Origin of the sequence: Pseudomonas sp. ES4 (assembly GCF_050586665.1) — a bacterium.
Taxonomy (GTDB): domain Bacteria; phylum Pseudomonadota; class Gammaproteobacteria; order Pseudomonadales; family Pseudomonadaceae; genus Aquipseudomonas; species Aquipseudomonas frederiksbergensis.
In genome coordinates this window covers 235,521-252,676 of the sequence record NZ_JBOBDO010000003.1, presented here as the reverse complement: position 1 = coordinate 252,676, position 17,156 = coordinate 235,521, and the positions used below count along the sequence as shown (strand labels likewise).

Here is a 17,156-nt window from a genome sequence, read left to right as displayed (position 1 = left end):
TCCCACAGTGGATCGGTGTGATCCTTCAGATCGGTCAGGCCGGTTTGGCCTCGACCAGGGCTTCCTGCGCAGCTTCTTTCTCGGCTTCCTTGAGGTCCTCTTCGCTGATCATTTCTGCGATGACCCGCAAGCGTTCCACCACCCGCGCGTTAACGCTGCCTTCAGGGAACTGGCCATCCGCGTCCGGCGCACCGGCCGGCTCACCGACCAACAGGCTCAGGGCTTCATCAGCCTGGCGCACGGCGTAGACGTGGAACTGCCCCGCGCGCACCGCCGTCAGCACTTTCTCGTCGAGCATCAGCGTGGCAACGTTGGCGTGGGGAATGATTGCTCCCTGCTCGCCGGTCAACCCACGGGCTTCGCAGAGCCGGAAGAAGCCTTCGATCTTCTCGTTGACCCCGCCCACCGCCTGCACTTCACCGAACTGGTTGATCGAACCGGTGATCGCAAAACACTGCTTGAGCGGAGTTTTCGACAAGGCCGAAATCAGCGTGCAAGCCTCACCCAGCGACGCACTGTCGCCATCCACGTAACCGTAGGATTGCTCAAGCGCGATACTCGCGGAAATCGCCAGCGGGAATTCCTGGGCGTATCGGCTGCCCAGATACCCGGTGAGGATCATCACGCCCTTGGAGTGAATCGGCTGGCCAAGATTGACCTCGCGCTCGATGTCGACGATGCCGCTACCGCCCGGATACACCGTGGCGGAAATCCGCGCCGGCACACCGAACGCCGAGTCACCGACCTCCAGCACTGTCAGCCCGTTACATTTGCCCACCGCCGCGCCGTCCGTGTCGATCAGGATGATCCCGGCCAGCATGTCATCGAGAATCCGCGCCGAGACGCGCCCGGTTCGCGTGGCCTTGGCCCTGAGCGCACGTTCGATGTGCCCGGCGTCGGTCATTTCGTCACTGGCCAGTTGGCGAATGAAATCCGCCTCGCTGACCAGTTGGAACAGATCACCGATTCGCGCCGACAAACGCCCCTGGTGCTCAGCCAGGCGAGCACTGTAAGTCGCCAGGCGCGCCACCGCATCGGCGGTCAGCGGCGCCATGCCTTCCTCGGAGGTGCGGGTCTTGAGCAACTGGGCGAACTGCTCCAGGCTTTCGTCGACCATCGGGATGTCTTCGTCGAAGTCCACCAGGACGCGGAACATCTCCTGGAAGTCCGGATCGAGGTCCTGCAGCGTGTAGTAAAGCTGTCGGGCGCCAATGATCACGACTTTGACCTGCAACGGAATATGTTGCGGATTAAGGGTCACGGTCGCGAAACGGCCCATCTCGCCCAGCGGCGATTCCATTTTCAGCTTGCGCGATTGCAGCGCGCGTTTGAGCGCGTCCCACACGAACGGCTCGCTGAGCATTTTTTCCGCTTCAAGAATCAGGAAGCCGCCGTTGGCGCGGTGCAGCGCACCCGGACGCAACTGTCGATATGTGGTGTAGAGCGCGCCCTGATCGGTGGTGTACTCGATGCGGCCGAACAGGTTTTCGTAAGTCGGGTGCGGCTCAAAGACCACTGGCGCACCGCCGCTGAACGGATGACCGACCACCAGGCTCGGCGCGTATTGCTCTTCCAGCAGCTTGCGGGCGATGGCGTCCGTCTTGCTGTCGTCCACCAGTTGCTCGACCACAGTCTTGAGCAGGTACACCTGCATCGCTTGCAGGTAACCGCAGACCGCCGCGTTTTCCGCATACTTCTCCGACAATGGAGAAAGCAATGGCTGCAAGGCCAGGGTGATGGTTTCTTCGTTGAGCTGGCGCAGTTGATTGCTCGACTCACGCTTCCACTGCGGCAGGCTGGCGAGTTCTTCGTTCAGCCGCTCTTCCAGCCATGCAATGTCGTCGTGAAAACGCTCGCGATCGGCTTCCGGCAACTGGGCAAATTCGGCTTCGTCCACGGCTTTGCCTTCGCTCATCGGCGTGAAGGCGATATTGGTACTGTCGCGGTACAGCGCAACGTCCTTCTCCAGCGCCAGGCGCTCGATCACGTCCAGCGCTTTGTCGTAACGCTGGTTGAAGGCGCGGTCGATGGCGCTTTTCTTTTGCTGGTAGGACGGGTGCTCGAACACCGCCGGAAAAGTCGCCAGCAAGTTGTCGATCAGGCCGTTGATGTCATCGATAAAGGCGCCAGCAGTGCCCGACGGCAACTCCAGTGCGCGAGGTTCGCGAGGATCATCGAAATTATTGACGTAGACCCAGTCGGCCGGGGTCTGCAGGCGCTTGCCTTCGGCTCTCAGGTAGCGTTTGACGAACGAAAACCGGCCGGTGCCGGGCTCGCCCATGACGAATACGTTGTAACCGGGGCGTGGCATCGCCACACCGAACTGCAAGGCTTCGACCGCACGTTCCTGGCCAAGCACACCGCGGAAGGGCTCCAGATCATTGGTGGTAGAGAAGCTGAACTGTTCAGCGGAAAACGGACGGGTCAGCGCTTCAGGCGCTAGACGCAAGCTGGCAGCAACAGGATCAGACATCGGGCTTCCTTACATCAGGCGGGGCAGATAGCGGCATTCTGGCGCTGCCCATACCTCACTTGCAAGGCGCGCCTCTGGCCAAAGCATAGACAAAGCGGTATTGCTGTGCGGGCAGGGTCTAAATCAGTGTTTTCAACGAATGTTATGCAAAAAATAACGGAACCTCAGGAACGTGCCTAAACTCCAAACTGCGCGGCTGGAACGATAACCGGCCCACTGGCGCCAGATTGGGCCAGACCCCTTGTCCATTGGTATGCACATAAAGAGAACAAAGCTATGAAACGGATTCTTCTCGGTACTCTCTTCACCGCTGTATCCCTCAATGCCATGGCTCAGGCGCCAGGCGGCCCGGATTGCGGTTGGGGCAACATGCTGTTCGAAGGTCAGCGTGGCACCCCGGCTCACTTCCTGGCATCCACCACCAACGGCACTTCCGGCAACGCAACGTTCGGTATGACCTCGGGTACCAACGGTTGCTCGACTAATGCGTCGCTGACCTATGGCGGCAAATCCTGGATTGCCATGAATGGCATGATGAACGAGCTGTCCGAAGACATGGCTAAAGGTCAGGGCGAAGCGCTGACCACTTACGCTGTGGTACTGGGCGTGGCGCCGGAAGACCGTGCGCATTTCGCCGCCGTTACTCATGAGCACTTCCAGCAGATCTTCAGCAAGGCTGACGTGACCGCTGACGATGTGCATACCAATACCCTGGCCGTTCTGAAGAGCGATCCGCGTCTGGCCAAGTACGCCACTCAAGCTTAAGCTCGACTCGCCCGCTCCTTTCGGGGAGCGGGCTTTATTTTTTGAACCTGGCCCTTTTGGCCTGCCCCTTCGGGTCTTTGTTTCTTCCGACTTAAGTTGCCCACTATGCTCAAACGCCTTGCCTGGCTGGCGCTCTGTGTCTGCGCCCCGCTGTCTGCCACGCCCAAAATCGACAATCAACGTTTGCAGCAACTGGCCAATGACCCCTTCTGGATTTCCCTGGGTCATTACGAAGCCGCCAAACTCGGCGGCTGGCGCAGCTATGTCAGCGACAAGAAATTCTTCCTCGCCGCCGACGGCAATGAACATCCTGACCGCGAGCTGGCGGTGACCGTGCAAGCGCTGTACGCCCCGGCCAGTGCGGGCGAAAAACATGCGCAATGCGTCTACCCGGCCCGCACCCGCTGGCTCAAGGCACAGCTCAACCTGACCGATCTGCCGACGCTTCCCTGCACCGAATTCAAGCAATGGTTCAAGGATGTCTCGCCCCACAGTGCGGTGATGATTTTCCCGGCAGCGTATCTGAACAGCCCGTCATCGATGTTCGGTCATACATTGCTGCGCATCGACCAGGCCAATGTGCAGAGCGATCAAACCGCCCTGCTCAGTTATGCCATCAACTTCGGCGCGTACATCGAAGGCTCGGACAACAGCATCCTGTATGCGTGGAAAGGCTTGATGGGCGGCTATCCGGGTCTGTTTGCCCTGGTGCCCTATCAGGAAAAACTCTCGGAATACCGCAGCCTGGAGAATCGCGATCTGTGGGAATACCGCCTCAATCTGACCCAGACAGAAACCGAGCGCATGGTCGAGCACGTCTGGGAGCTCAAGCAGATTCAGTTCGATTATTTTTTCTTCGATGAAAACTGCTCGTATCGCCTGCTCGAACTGCTGCAAGTGGCCCGTCCGAGCCTGCGATTGACTGAACTGTTCCCGCTGACCGCGATTCCTACCGACACCGTGAAAGCGGTGAAAGAGGCCGGGCTAGTGGAGTCCATACAGTATCGACCGTCTCGCGAACGTGAACTGCTGAGCCGCGCCGAACCGTTGACCACTGAAGAACAGGAATGGGTGCTGAAAGTCAGCGCCGACCAGAAGCAGTTGCAAGAACCGGCGTTCAAGGCTCAGCCCAAGGATCGTCAGGCATTGATCATCGACGCCGCCTATCGCCTGGAGCGCTACCGCGCCAACGGCCAGGAACGCGACCCACAACGGGCGCAGCGCAGTTTCGAATTGCTGCGGGCGATCAACCAGAACCCGGCACCGGAACTGGACATCCCGCAACCTGGCCTGCCTGAGAATGGCCATGAATCGCGCACCTGGCAGGCCGGTATCGGCACTCGAGGCGACAAGGCGTTTGGCGAGTACGGCTTGCGCATGGCGTATCACGACCTCAACGACAACGCCGAGAGTTTCCCCCTTGGCGCGCAGATCGAAATCCTGCAAATGAAACTGCGCCAGTACGAGGGCAATCACTGGCAGTTACAGCAATTTGACCTGGCGACCATTCGCTCCCTGACCCCGCGCAATGAATTGCTGCAGCCGCTCTCGTGGCAAGTCACTGGCGGCCTGGAGCGCGTGCCGGGCAAGCATGACGACGAAACCCTGGTCAGCCACGTCAATGGCGGTGGCGGCGGGACCTGGCAACTGGGCGACGACATGCTCGGCTTCGCTTTGGGCACCGTGCGCGTTGAACACAACAACGACTTTGCCGGCTTCATCGCCCCTGCGGCGGGTTTCAACAGCGGCGTGCTATGGAAAAACCCGCTGGGCAACTTCAGCCTGGAAGCCAAGGGGGACTTTTTCACCAACGGCGAAGTGCGCCGTAGCGTGAGTCTGAATCAGCAGTGGGAATTGTCGCGCAACCTGGGTTTACGCCTGAGTGCCCAGCGCGAATTCAGCCACCTGGCTTCGCCCGAGAACGAAGTGATGCTTGAGGTGAAGTGGTATCACTATTAATCCGTCCCCCGTAGAAAAATGGAGCTCGAACAACATGGTCGTTACCTGCAACTCCCTCGAAGACGTTCGCCAAAATATTGATCGACTGGACCGTCAGATGGTCACCCTGCTGGCCGAGCGCGGCGCTTACGTGGCGCAGGCGGCTCGTTTCAAGAAGGACACCGACGCGGTGAAAGCCCCGGCGCGGGTCGAGCAGGTCATCGCCAAAGTTCGCGCACTGGCTGAGGGCGCAGGCGCCAGCCCAGCGGTAACGGAGCAGGTTTACCGCGCCATGATCGCTGCGTTCATCGAACAGGAATTGTCTGAACACGCGCGCCTGGCCAAAACGCCAACAGATTAATCACAGGCCTTTCACAAACGCCTCACGAATCCACTCCTAGACTTCTCATATAGGCCGTTGACGGTCTGGGAGTCTGAGATGTGGCGTTGCGTGGGTGTGGTGGGTTTGCTGATGTTGATCGCGGGTTGCCAGACGACCCACGAAGATTTGATCGCCAAGGGTTATCCACCGGCATTCGCCGATGGCTTCGATGACGGTTGCAGCAGTGGCCGGCAAGCGGCGGGGGCAATCACCGGAGAGTTTCGTAAAAACGTTCCGCGTTACCTCAAGGACAAGCAGTACGCCGAGGGCTGGAGCGATGGCTTCCGTCAGTGTCAGGCGATGCGCGAAAGCGAGGACCGCGAGGATTATCGCAGCCACCATTGGGACGACCGAGACAAAGCCTGGCAGCAACAGAAGGACCAGGACGCCGCTCGTGCTTTTCGCTCGCAATAAGTCGCTGACAGATATCTGTCGAAACTAAAAGCCTGCGACCATGGCCCAAACCCTATAACGGGAGAAAACCATGAGTCGTGCCTTCGTCAATGAAGATAACGCCGCCGCGCAAGCCGATCAGCCCGTCGAACGACAGGTCAGTGCGCAGCCCAATTACGTCACGCCCACGGGGCTGGCCCAGTTGCAGGTGAAAGTCGCCGAACTGCAACACCTGCACAGCGAGCAATCGGCCAAAGGCGAGCACGCCGACAAGCAGCGCCTGGCGGACCTTGAACGGGATTTGCGGTATTTCAAGCAGCGCCTGCAAAGCGCCCAGGTCGTGACCGCCGCCAACTCGACGCAAAAAGTGCAGATCGGCAGCCGTGTGACCTTCGCCGACGAACACGACACCGAGCAAACCGTGCAACTGGTCGGTGAAGATCAGGCCGACGCGTCGGCGGGCCTGATCAATTGGGGTTCACCGCTGGGCCGGGCGCTGCTCGGGGCGCAACTCGGTGACGAGGTGCTGTGGCAACGTCCGGCGGGTGATCAGTTGATCGAGATCATCCGTATCGAGCCGGCTTAAACCACGCCTTGGGCGAGCATCGCGTCGGCAACTTTGACGAAGCCGGCGATGTTCGCGCCTTTGACGTAGTTGATCCGGCCATTCTCTTCGCCGTAATGCACGCAAGCGTGATGGATCGACTGCATGATCGCGTGGAGTTTGCTGTCCACTTCACCACCGGTCCACAGCAGGCGCATGGCGTTCTGCGACATCTCCAGCCCGCTCACCGCGACACCACCGGCATTGGAAGCCTTGCCCGGCGCGAACAGAATCCCCGCCTCGATAAACAGGTCCACCGCTTCAAGGGTGGTCGGCATGTTCGCACCTTCCGCCACGCAGAGGCAGCCGTTGCGCAACAACGTGCGGGCCGCCTCGGCATCCAGTTCGTTTTGTGTCGCGCAGGGCAGCGCGATGTCGCAGCTCAGCGCCCATGGGTGCTGGCCGGCCTTGAACTCCAGGCCAAAACGGCCGGCCAGTTCACTGATGCGCCCGCGCTGGACGTTTTTCAGCTCCAGCACCGCCAGCCACTGCTCTTCGGTCAAACCGCTTTCGCAGTACAGCGTGCCTTCGGAGTCGGACAACGAAATCACTTTGCCGCCCAGGTCCATGACCTTGCGCGCGGCGTATTGCGCAACGTTGCCGGAACCGGAGATGGCCACACGCTTGCCTTCGACGGTTTCACCGCTGCGCTTGAGCATTTCTTCAGCAAAGTACACACAACCGAAACCGGTGGCTTCCGGGCGAATCAGGCTGCCGCCATAGCTCGGACCCTTGCCGGTCAACACGCTGGTGAACTGGTTGCTCAGGCGCTTGTATTGGCCGAACAGGAAACCGATCTCGCGCGCACCGACGCCGATATCACCGGCCGGAACGTCAACGTCTGCGCCGATGTGACGGTACAACTCGCTCATGAAGGCCTGGCAAAACCGCATGACTTCAGCATCGCTTTTGCCTTTCGGGTCGAAGTCCGAACCACCCTTGCCACCGCCCATCGGCAGCGACGTCAGCGAGTTTTTGAAGGTCTGTTCGAAGGCCAGGAACTTCAACACGCCAAGGTTCACCGAAGGATGGAAACGCAACCCGCCCTTGTACGGACCAATAGCGCTGTTCATCTGGATGCGGAATCCGCGATTGACCTGCACTTTGCCGTGATCGTCGACCCAGGAAACCCTGAAAACGATCGCCCGCTCCGGCTCGCACATCCGCTCCAGGATGCCCGACGTCAGATAGCGTGGATTGGCTTCCAGAAAGGGCCACAGGCTACGCAGGACCTCTTCCACTGCCTGGTGGAATTCAGGCTGGTCAGGGTCGCGTTTTTTCAGGCGGGCGAGGAAGGATTCAACGGATTCGATCATGGAAAAGTCTCGGCAAATTTATTGTCGTTGGAAGAGATTGGGCCGGACTTTAGCAAACTGAATGCGCACCACGACAGAACAAAATGTCGCATTTATGAAATTAAATGGTGCACCTGATGTAAATAAACCCCTGAAAAGCTCTTTATTGCACCCGATTAGGGATTATCAGATTCAGGTTTGCACTGATTTGGAAATCGCCATCGCGAGCAGGCTCGCTCCCACAGTAGATCTCCATTGGATAAATCCCATGTGGGAGCGAGCCTGCTCGCGATAGCCGCACTGCGGTCTATCTGAAAGCCAAAAAAAACGGAGCCCCGAAGGCTCCGCTTTTTCATGCAACCCACCTGAAATCAGGCGAGTTTCTTGTGCCGTACACGGTGCGGCTGGGAAGCCGCTTCGCCGAGGCGTTTCTTGCGATCGGCTTCGTACTCGGTGTAGTTGCCTTCGAAGAACACCGCTTGCGAGTCGTCTTCGTACGCCAGGATGTGAGTCGCAACGCGGTCAAGGAACCACCGATCGTGAGAGATCACAATGGCAGCGCCCGGGAAGTCCAGCAGGGCTTCTTCCAGGGAACGCAGGGTTTCAACGTCGAGGTCGTTGGACGGTTCGTCGAGCAGCAGGACGTTGCCGCCCTCTTTCAGGGTCAGCGCCAGGTGCAAGCGACCACGCTCACCACCGGACAGGTCCTTGACGAACTTCTGCTGATCGCCGCCCTTGAAGTTGAAACGACCGACGTAGGTGCGCGACGGGATCTCGTAGTTGCCGATGCGGATCTGATCCGAACCGTCGGAGATCTGCTGGAACACAGTCTTGCTGCCGTCCAGGTCTTCGCGGCTCTGATCGACGCACGCCAGTTGCACGGTTTCGCCGACTTCGATGCTGCCCGAATCCGGCGTTTCCTTGCCCATCAGCATGCGGAACAGGGTCGATTTACCCGCGCCGTTACCGCCGATCACGCCAACGATGGCGCCTTTAGGCATGGAGAACGACAGGTTGTCGATCAGCACGCGATCGCCATAGCCCTTGGTAACGTTCTTGAATTCGATGACCTTATCGCCCAGGCGTGGACCGGCCGGGATGTAGATCTCGTTGGTTTCGCTGCGCTTCTGGAATTCCTGCGATTGCATTTCTTCGAAGCGTTGCAGACGAGCCTTGGATTTGGACTGGCGGGCCTTGGCGCCTTTGCGCACCCACTCCAGTTCTTCCTTCATGGCTTTTTCGTGGGCCGACTGCTGCTTGGATTCGGCCGCCAGACGATCGGACTTGGCTTCGAGCCAACCCGAATAGTTGCCCTCGTACGGGATACCGGCGCCGCGGTCGAGCTCGAGGATCCAGCCGGCAACGTTGTCCAGGAAGTAACGGTCGTGCGTGATCGCGACCACGGTGCCCGGGAAATCGTGCAGGAAATGCTCCAGCCAGGCGACGGAATCGGCGTCCAGGTGGTTGGTCGGTTCGTCGAGCAGCAGCATGTCGGGAGCGGACAGCAGCAGGCGGCACAGGGCCACACGACGCTTCTCGCCACCGGACAGGAATTCGATCTTGGCATCCCAGGCCGGCAGACGCAGCGCATCGGCGGCGACTTCCAGTTGGCGATCCAGGTTGTGACCGTCGCTGGCTTGCAGGATGGCTTCGAGCTTGGCTTGTTCAGCGGCCAGTTTGTCGAAGTCGGCATCTTCATCAGCGTAGGCGGCGTAGACCTCGTCCAGGCGAGCCTGGGCGTTCTTGATCACGCTGACCGCTTCCTCAACCACTTCACGCACGGTCTTGGTCGGGTCCAGGATCGGTTCTTGCGGCAGGTAGCCGATGTTCAGTTCCGGCATCGGACGGGCTTCGCCTTCGAACTCGGTGTCGACGCCCGCCATGATTTTCAACAGCGTGGACTTACCCGAACCGTTAAGGCCGAGTACGCCAATCTTGGCGCCCGGGAAGAACGACAGCGAAATGTTTTTCAGGATTTCCCGCTTCGGCGGAACAACTTTACCCAGCCGATGCATGGTGAATACGTATTGAGCCATGGAGAACCTAGGGTCAGTGAACGATGAATGATTGGGGCGCGGGCGATGCCCGTCCAGGTTGTGCGCGTCGACGATTGATAGCGATCAATGCTGCGCGCTGAAAAAACCTGATTCTAGGAGCTGGAACGCTCCCGCGTAACCGGCAAAGCTACCTGATTGACGGAAGGCAGTCCAGCCGAGCGGGACTGGCACTTTGCCACAACTCAGGGCATGCTAGCCGCCCTCCGGGCGTCCGGCTTATAGTGCACGTCGCGCCAGTCCAGCCAAACCGCAGGATTACAGTTTGTCTAATGTCACCCCACCTTCTTCCGTGAGCGCACTCAATCCTGCGACCGGCTCACCCTTGCGTGGGTCCTTGAAGGGCGCGCTGGCGGCGCTCGCCCTGATGTTGCTCACGCTATTGTTCTGGCAGTTGCTGGATCAGTTGCGCGACACCCAACAACACCAGCGTCAGTACACCATCGACTACACCGCCGATCTGGCCTCGCAAATCAGCCTGAACATGGCGCTCAACGCCCAGATCGCCCTCAACCTGCTGCCGATCGTCGAACAGCCGCAAAGCGCCGACGAACAGCAGGCGCTGCTGCGCAAACTGCAAAGATCCTTGCCCGAGCTGCGCAGCCTCGCGTTGCTCAGCCCTTCCGGGAAAGTCCTCACCGACAGTGCCGACACCAGCGACGATGCCGACTACCTGAGCGAACTGGTCCGGCGCAGTCACGCCCAGGCCCATTATTTCAGCAACGCCAATGACGGTTCGGTGGTGCATCTGCTGCTGCGTCAAGCCAGCGGCAGCACGCGCGGCTATTGGGTTCTGCGCCTGACGCCGACATTTTTCTCAGCGCTGACCAAACAAAACGAAACCGGTATTCGCCCGCTATGGCTGGTGGAAAACCGCATCAACCACCAGATCATCAGCCGCGACGATGGGCAGCCCTCGGCCACACCGACGGTCATAACACCGGATGAGCTGACCAACAGCGTGCTGACCGTGCCCCTGAGCAGCAGCGACTGGCAACTGCGCGGGTTGTTCGACCGGCAACGGGTGATCGAACACCTGCTGCCGGCGTTCATCGGCAAATGCCTTCTGGGCCTGGCGTTCTCGCTCCTGCCGTTCATCGCTCTACTGAACATGCGCCGCCGCCAGCGCCAGGTGCACGAAGGCCGCCGACGCTACCAGGATATTTTCGAAGGCACCGGCGTCGCCTTGTGTGTACTCGACGTGTCCGGGCTCAAAAGCTTTTTCGACAAAGCTCAGCTGCACAGCAGCGAACAACTGAAAGCCTGGCTCGAAACACCGCAACAGCGCGAGCACCTGCTGCAGGAACTGCGCATCACCGAAGTCAACCTGGTCGCCCTGCAACTGCTCAACGTCAACACCTGCGATCACGCCTGGAAACTGCTGATCGACGGTAACCCGCAGGACGGCGCCGCCATCGGCAATCAAGTGCTCGACGCGGTGCTCAACCGGCAGAAACAGCTTGAACTGGAAATCAAACTGCAAGACGCCAATGGCCGTGACCAGCATTTGTGGCTGGTCCTGCGCCTGCCTGAAGACCAGGACGACTACAAAGCGGTGATCCTGAGCATTACCGACATCACCAGCCGCAAGCTCGTCGAACTGTCGCTGCTGGAGCGTGAAGGATTCTGGTCCGACGTGGTACGCACCGTGCCGGATCATCTGTACGTGCAGGACGTGGTCAGCCAGCGAATGATTTTCAGCAACCACCACTTGGGTCAGACGCTCGGATACAACCGTACCGAACTGCACCAGATGGGCGAGTATTTCTGGGAGATCCTGCTGAACCCCGAAGATGCCGACTTCTACCACCGCTCGCGCCAGACCCAGCGGCAGACCGGTTACAGACAATTGATGCAATGCCAGCTGCGCTTCCGCCACCGGGACGGTAAATGGCGGCGCTTCGACATCCGCGAACAGGCACTGGCGCGGGACAAGCACGATCAGGTTACGCGGATCATCGGCGTGGCCAAGGACATCACTGATCAGATTGAAGCCAGTGAGTCCCTGCGCGACAGCGAGCAGCGCTACCGGATGCTTGCCGAAAGCATCAGCGACGTGATTTTCTCGACCGACAGCAAGATGGCGCTCAACTACGTCAGCCCGTCGGTGCAAGCCGTGCTGGGCTACGACGCCGACTGGATTTTCCAGAACGGCTGGCAATCGACCATCGCCAACCCGCAACAACTGACCGGCATTTACAGCCTGATGGACCGGGTCAGTAAAGCGCTGAACAAACCCGAGCAACTGGCGTTGTTGCGCAGCCAGGTGCAGACCCAACTGTTTTTGTTCGACTGCCTGCGGGCCGACGGGCGCAAGATTCCGATCGAACTGCGGCTGGTGCTGGTCTGGGACGAACACGGTGCATTCGAAGGCGTGCTGGGCGTCGGTCGCGACATCAGCCAGCAACGTCGGGCCGAAAAAGACCTGCGCATGGCGGCGACAGTCTTTGAGCACTCGACCTCGGCGATCCTGATCACCGACCCGGCCGGCTACATCGTCCAGGCTAACGAAGCCTTCAGCCGTGTCAGCGGTTATGCGGTGGAGCAGGTGCTTGACCAGTTGCCGAACATGCTGACCGTCGACGAACAGCAGGAAGCGCATCTGCGTTATGTGCTCAAGCAATTGCATCAGCACAGCACGTGGGAAGGCGAAGTCTGGCTCAAACGACGCAACGGCGAGCATTACCCGGCCTGGGTCGGGATCACCGCGGTGCTGGATGACGAAGGCGATCTGGCCAGCTACGTGTGCTTCTTCAGCGATATCAGCGAACGCAAGGCCAGTGAGCAGCGGATTCACCGCCTCGCCTATTACGACGCCCTGACCCACTTGCCCAACCGCACGCTGTTCCAGGATCGCCTGCACTCGGCGCTGCAATCGGCCGAACGGCAGAAGTCCTGGGTGGTGTTGATGTTCCTTGACCTGGACCGCTTCAAACCGATCAACGACTCCCTCGGCCACGCCGCCGGCGATCGCATGCTCAAGGAAATGGCCACGCGCCTGCTCGGCTGTGTCGACGATGACGACACCGTGGCGCGCATGGGCGGCGATGAATTCACCTTGCTGCTGCAACCGCGGGCCAACCGTGAAATTGCCTTGAACCGGGCGATTCATGTGGCCGAACAGATTCTCGCCAGCCTGGTGAAACCGTTCGTGCTTGAAGGCCGCGAGTTCTTCGTCACCGCCAGTATCGGCATCGCCCTGAGCCCTCAGGACGGTAACGAACTCAGCCAGCTGATGAAAAACGCCGACACCGCGATGTATCACGCCAAGGAGCGTGGCAAGAACAACTTCCAGTTCTATCAGGCCGACATGAACGCCAGCGCCCTGGAGCGCCTGGAGCTGGAAAGCGACTTGCGTCATGCCTTGGAGCAAGACGAGTTTGTGCTGTATTACCAACCGCAGTTCAGCGGCGATGGCAAACGCCTGACCGGCGCCGAAGCCTTGCTGCGCTGGCGCCATCCGCGACGCGGTCTGGTGCCGCCGGGAGACTTCATTCCGGTACTCGAAGAACTCGGCCTGGTGGTGGATGTCGGCGATTGGGTGATCAGCGAGGCCTGCCGTCAGCTCAAGACCTGGCATCAGGCCAAGGTCCGGGTGCCGAAGGTATCGGTGAACATTTCCGCCCGGCAGTTCTCCGACGGCCAACTCGGGACGCGAATTGCCAATATCCTCAAGGAAACTGGCCTGCCGCCGGCGTGCCTGGAGCTGGAACTGACCGAAAGTATCCTGATGCGCGAAGTCAGCGAAGCGATGCAGATTCTTGCCGGGCTGAAAAATCTCGGCCTGAGCATTGCGGTTGACGACTTCGGCACCGGTTACTCATCGCTCAACTACCTCAAGCAGTTCCCCATCGACGTGCTGAAAATCGACCGCACCTTCGTCGACGGCCTGCCGTCGGGCGAGCAGGATGCGCAAATTGCCCGCGCGATCATCGCCATGGCCCACAGCCTCAATCTGGCGGTGATCGCCGAGGGCGTGGAAACCCACGAGCAACTCGACTTCCTGCGTGAGCATGGTTGCGACGAGGTTCAGGGGTATCTGTTCGGCCGGCCGATGCCGGCGAACCGGTTTGAAGCGCAGTTCAGCAATGATGCGCTCTTCATGCTCGACTGAGATTTTGTAGGAAGGCCATCGCCAGCAGGCTGGCTCCCACAGGTTTTTTGGGTGTACACAAGATTTGGGGCCACTGAGAATCTACTGTGGGAGCCAGCCTGCTGGCGATTTGGGCCAGCATGATCACCGCTGATCCCGTCATGAAGCCCACTTGTCCGCGACATGATGTCCTTTCATATGCCTTCTAAAAGCGGTTGGGTTAGAATGCCCCCCTTTTCTGCCCCGATCCCTGAGGACCGCCATGTTCAGCCGTGATTTGACTATTGCCAAGTACGACGCCGATCTCTTTGCCGCCATGGAGCAAGAAGCTCAGCGCCAGGAAGAGCACATTGAGCTGATCGCTTCGGAAAACTACACCAGCCCAGCGGTGATGGAAGCTCAAGGCTCGGTACTGACCAACAAGTACGCCGAAGGCTACCCGGGCAAGCGTTACTACGGTGGTTGCGAGTTCGTCGACGTGGTCGAGCAGCTGGCCATCGACCGTGCAAAAGAACTGTTCGGCGCCGATTACGCCAACGTTCAGCCACACGCTGGTTCGCAAGCCAACAGCGCCGTTTACCTGGCTCTGCTGCAGGCGGGCGACACCATTCTGGGCATGAGCCTGGCGCACGGCGGTCACTTGACCCACGGCGCCAGCGTTTCCTCCTCCGGCAAGCTGTACAACGCCGTCCAGTACGGTATCGACGGCAACGGCCTGATCGACTACGACGAAGTCGAGCGCCTGGCGGTTGAGCACAAGCCGAAAATGATCGTGGCCGGTTTCTCTGCCTACTCGCAGATCCTGGACTTCCCGCGCTTCCGCGAAATCGCTGACAAGGTTGGCGCCTACCTGTTCGTCGACATGGCCCACGTGGCCGGTCTGGTCGCCGCTGGCGTCTACCCGAACCCGGTGCCTTTCGCTGACGTCGTGACCACCACCACGCACAAGACCCTGCGCGGTCCACGTGGCGGCCTGATCCTGGCTCGCGCTAACGCCGACATCGAGAAGAAGCTGAACTCCGCCGTATTCCCGGGCGCCCAGGGTGGCCCGCTGGAGCACGTGATCGCCGCCAAAGCGATCTGCTTCAAGGAAGCACTGCAGCCTGAGTTCAAGACCTACCAGCAACAAGTGGTGAAAAACGCCCAGGCCATGGCCGGCGTGTTCATCGAGCGCGGTTACGACGTGGTGTCGGGCGGTACTCAGAACCACCTGTTCCTGCTGTCGCTGATCAAGCAGGAAATCTCCGGTAAAGACGCCGACGCCGCTCTGGGCAAAGCGTTCATCACCGTGAACAAGAACTCCGTGCCAAACGATCCACGCTCCCCGTTCGTCACCTCCGGCCTGCGCTTCGGTACTCCGGCTGTGACCACTCGTGGCTTCAAGGAAGCAGAGTGCAAAGAACTGGCCGGCTGGATCTGCGACATCCTGGCGGACCTGAACAACGAAGCGGTGATCGACGCCGTTCGTGAGAAGGTCAAGGCCATCTGCAAGAAGCTGCCGGTGTACGGCGCTTAATCAGCCCGCTAAACCGCAGCAATGAAAAAACCGGCCAGTGATGGCCGGTTTTTTTTCGTCCGCAATTTTTTTCAACCGCGAAAAGGCTCAAGGTCGGGGCATTGCGCACAACTGGTAAGACCGGTCATGCCAATCTTTCAAAATTTGCTTGCGATCACCCAAAAACAGCGCCTAGACTGCGCCTGCACTGGACATACCGGTAAGACCACAATAATTAAGTCCTGAATCTGATGCGCGAAGCGCACGGCAGCCAGGACACCGACCAGGATTCCTCCCATGCTCAGATGGTGCTCGCGTTCAATCTTCCTCCAAGTGGTTCTCGGACTGGTGCTCGGCATCGTCTGTGGGCTGACCCTTCCTGAATACTCCGCCCAACTCAAACCGCTCGGCGATGGCTTCATCAAACTGATCAAGATGCTCATCGGTCTGATCGTGTTCTGTGTGGTGGTCAGCGGCATCAGCGGTGCCGGCGACTTGAAGAAGGTCGGACGCATCGGCCTGAAATCGGTGATCTACTTCGAAATCCTGACCACCATCGCCCTGGTGATTGGTCTGGTGTTCGCCTTCACCACCGGTATCGGCAGCGGCGCGAACATCCATCTGGATCAGCTTTCCGCTGCCGACATGGGCGATATCGCCCAGCGCGGTCAGCACATGCAAACCACCTCCCAGTTCCTGATGAATCTGATCCCGACCTCGGTCATCGGCGCCTTCGCGGAGAACAACATTCTGCAGGTCCTGCTGTTTTCAGTGCTGTTCGGCAGTGCGCTGAACCTGGTCGGCGAAGCTGCGTCGGGTATTTCCCGGCTGATCAATGAGCTGAGCCATGTGATCTTCCGCATCATGGGCATGATCGTGCGTCTGGCGCCGATCGGCGTGTTCGGCGCCATCGCGTTCACCACCAGCAAATATGGCCTGGACTCGCTGCAGCACCTGGGCAGCCTGGTCGGTCTTTTCTACATAACCTGCGTAGCGTTCGTGGCGCTGATCCTCGGCCTGGTGATGCGCCTTTCAGGCCTGAAGATGTGGCCGTTGCTCAAGTACCTGCGCGAAGAACTGCTGATCGTCATGGGCACCGCTTCTTCCGACGCCGTGCTGCCACAAATCATGCGCAAGCTTGAGCATCTGGGCATCGGCAGTTCGACGGTCGGGCTGGTCATTCCTACCGGTTACTCGTTCAACCTGGACGGTTTCTCGATCTACCTGACCCTCGCCATCGTGTTCATCGCCAATGCCACCGGCACGCCACTGGCGATGAGCGACCTGCTGACGATTCTGCTGGTGTCGTTGATCACCTCCAAAGGTGCCCACGGGATTCCCGGCTCGGCGCTGGTGATTCTCGCGGCGACACTGACGGCGATCCCGGCGATTCCGGTGGTCGGACTGGTGCTGGTGTTGGCAGTGGACTGGTTCATGGGCATCGGCCGGGCGCTGACCAACCTGATCGGCAACTGCGTCGCCACCGTGGCCATTGCGCGCTGGGAAAAGGACATCGATATCCAACGGGCGAACAAAGTACTTTCCGGCCAGGTGGGTTATACCTTCCAGCCGAGAAAGCCCGTCGGCCCTGCGCATCAGCAGGAATTCTGAATAATCGCCGTGCCTGCCTACGGGCAGGCACGGTCATCAATCGTTTTGGATGC

Annotated in this window: 11 protein-coding genes; 8 read left to right on the top strand and 3 right to left on the bottom strand. The window is 59.7% G+C overall.

Annotated elements, in window-relative coordinates; genetic code table 11:
• Window positions 1-34: 34 nt before the first annotated feature.
• Entirely contained in the window at window positions 35-2,473 is a 2,439-nt protein-coding gene (locus tag ACQ4OB_RS05435; protein WP_430955248.1) for a Lon protease family protein, read from the bottom strand.
• A 276-nt stretch (window positions 2,474-2,749) separates the two neighbouring features.
• Here ACQ4OB_RS05435 and ACQ4OB_RS05430 point away from each other — a divergent pair, with 276 nt between their 5' ends.
• The 5 genes from ACQ4OB_RS05430 to ACQ4OB_RS05410 all read left to right on the top strand — a co-directional run bounded on the left by ACQ4OB_RS05430 (window position 2,750) and on the right by ACQ4OB_RS05410 (window position 6,537).
• Entirely contained in the window at window positions 2,750-3,238 is a 489-nt protein-coding gene (locus ACQ4OB_RS05430; RefSeq protein ID WP_017340868.1) for a DUF3015 domain-containing protein, read from the top strand.
• Between the two features lie 105 nt (window positions 3,239-3,343).
• Complete coding sequence (locus tag ACQ4OB_RS05425) at window positions 3,344-5,197, top strand: DUF4105 domain-containing protein (protein ID WP_430955247.1); 1,854 nt, start codon at window positions 3,344-3,346, stop codon at window positions 5,195-5,197.
• Window positions 5,198-5,231: 34 nt separating this feature from the next.
• Window positions 5,232-5,537, top strand: a complete 306-nt coding sequence (locus ACQ4OB_RS05420; RefSeq protein WP_074871054.1) for a chorismate mutase — start codon at window positions 5,232-5,234, stop codon at window positions 5,535-5,537.
• A 78-nt stretch (window positions 5,538-5,615) separates the two neighbouring features.
• Window positions 5,616-5,972: a hypothetical protein gene (locus ACQ4OB_RS05415; protein ID WP_074871055.1), complete on the top strand. Its 357-nt coding sequence runs from the start codon at window positions 5,616-5,618 to the stop codon at window positions 5,970-5,972.
• A 70-nt stretch (window positions 5,973-6,042) separates the two neighbouring features.
• Window positions 6,043-6,537 (top strand): GreA/GreB family elongation factor, encoded by a 495-nt coding sequence (locus tag ACQ4OB_RS05410; protein WP_102616147.1) that lies wholly within the window; start codon window positions 6,043-6,045, stop codon window positions 6,535-6,537.
• Here the strand turns inward: ACQ4OB_RS05410 and gdhA are convergent.
• On the bottom strand, window positions 6,534-7,871 hold the full coding sequence (gdhA, locus tag ACQ4OB_RS05405) for an NADP-specific glutamate dehydrogenase (RefSeq protein ID WP_102616146.1): 1,338 nt from the start codon (window positions 7,869-7,871) through the stop codon (window positions 6,534-6,536). The genes ACQ4OB_RS05410 and gdhA overlap by 4 nt on opposite strands.
• 350 nt (window positions 7,872-8,221) lie before the next feature.
• Window positions 8,222-9,886 (bottom strand): energy-dependent translational throttle protein EttA, encoded by a 1,665-nt coding sequence (gene ettA / locus ACQ4OB_RS05400; RefSeq protein WP_074871060.1) that lies wholly within the window; start codon window positions 9,884-9,886, stop codon window positions 8,222-8,224.
• A 283-nt stretch (window positions 9,887-10,169) separates the two neighbouring features.
• On the opposite strand from ettA, the gene ACQ4OB_RS05395 reads away from it, so the two are divergent.
• From ACQ4OB_RS05395 to ACQ4OB_RS05385, 3 genes are all read left to right on the top strand, one after another.
• Window positions 10,170-14,018 carry a sensor domain-containing protein gene (locus tag ACQ4OB_RS05395; RefSeq protein WP_430955246.1) on the top strand — a complete coding sequence of 1,283 codons (3,849 nt, stop codon included), beginning with the start codon at window positions 10,170-10,172 and terminating at the stop codon, window positions 14,016-14,018.
• 241 nt (window positions 14,019-14,259) lie between these two features.
• Window positions 14,260-15,513: a serine hydroxymethyltransferase gene (gene glyA / locus ACQ4OB_RS05390; protein WP_033054266.1), complete on the top strand. Its 1,254-nt coding sequence runs from the start codon at window positions 14,260-14,262 to the stop codon at window positions 15,511-15,513.
• 276 nt (window positions 15,514-15,789) lie between these two features.
• The gene (locus tag ACQ4OB_RS05385) at window positions 15,790-17,103 is read left to right on the top strand and encodes a C4-dicarboxylate transporter DctA (protein ID WP_074871065.1); all 1,314 of its coding nucleotides are present in this window, start codon (window positions 15,790-15,792) and stop codon (window positions 17,101-17,103) included.
• Window positions 17,104-17,156: the final 53 nt, after the last annotated feature.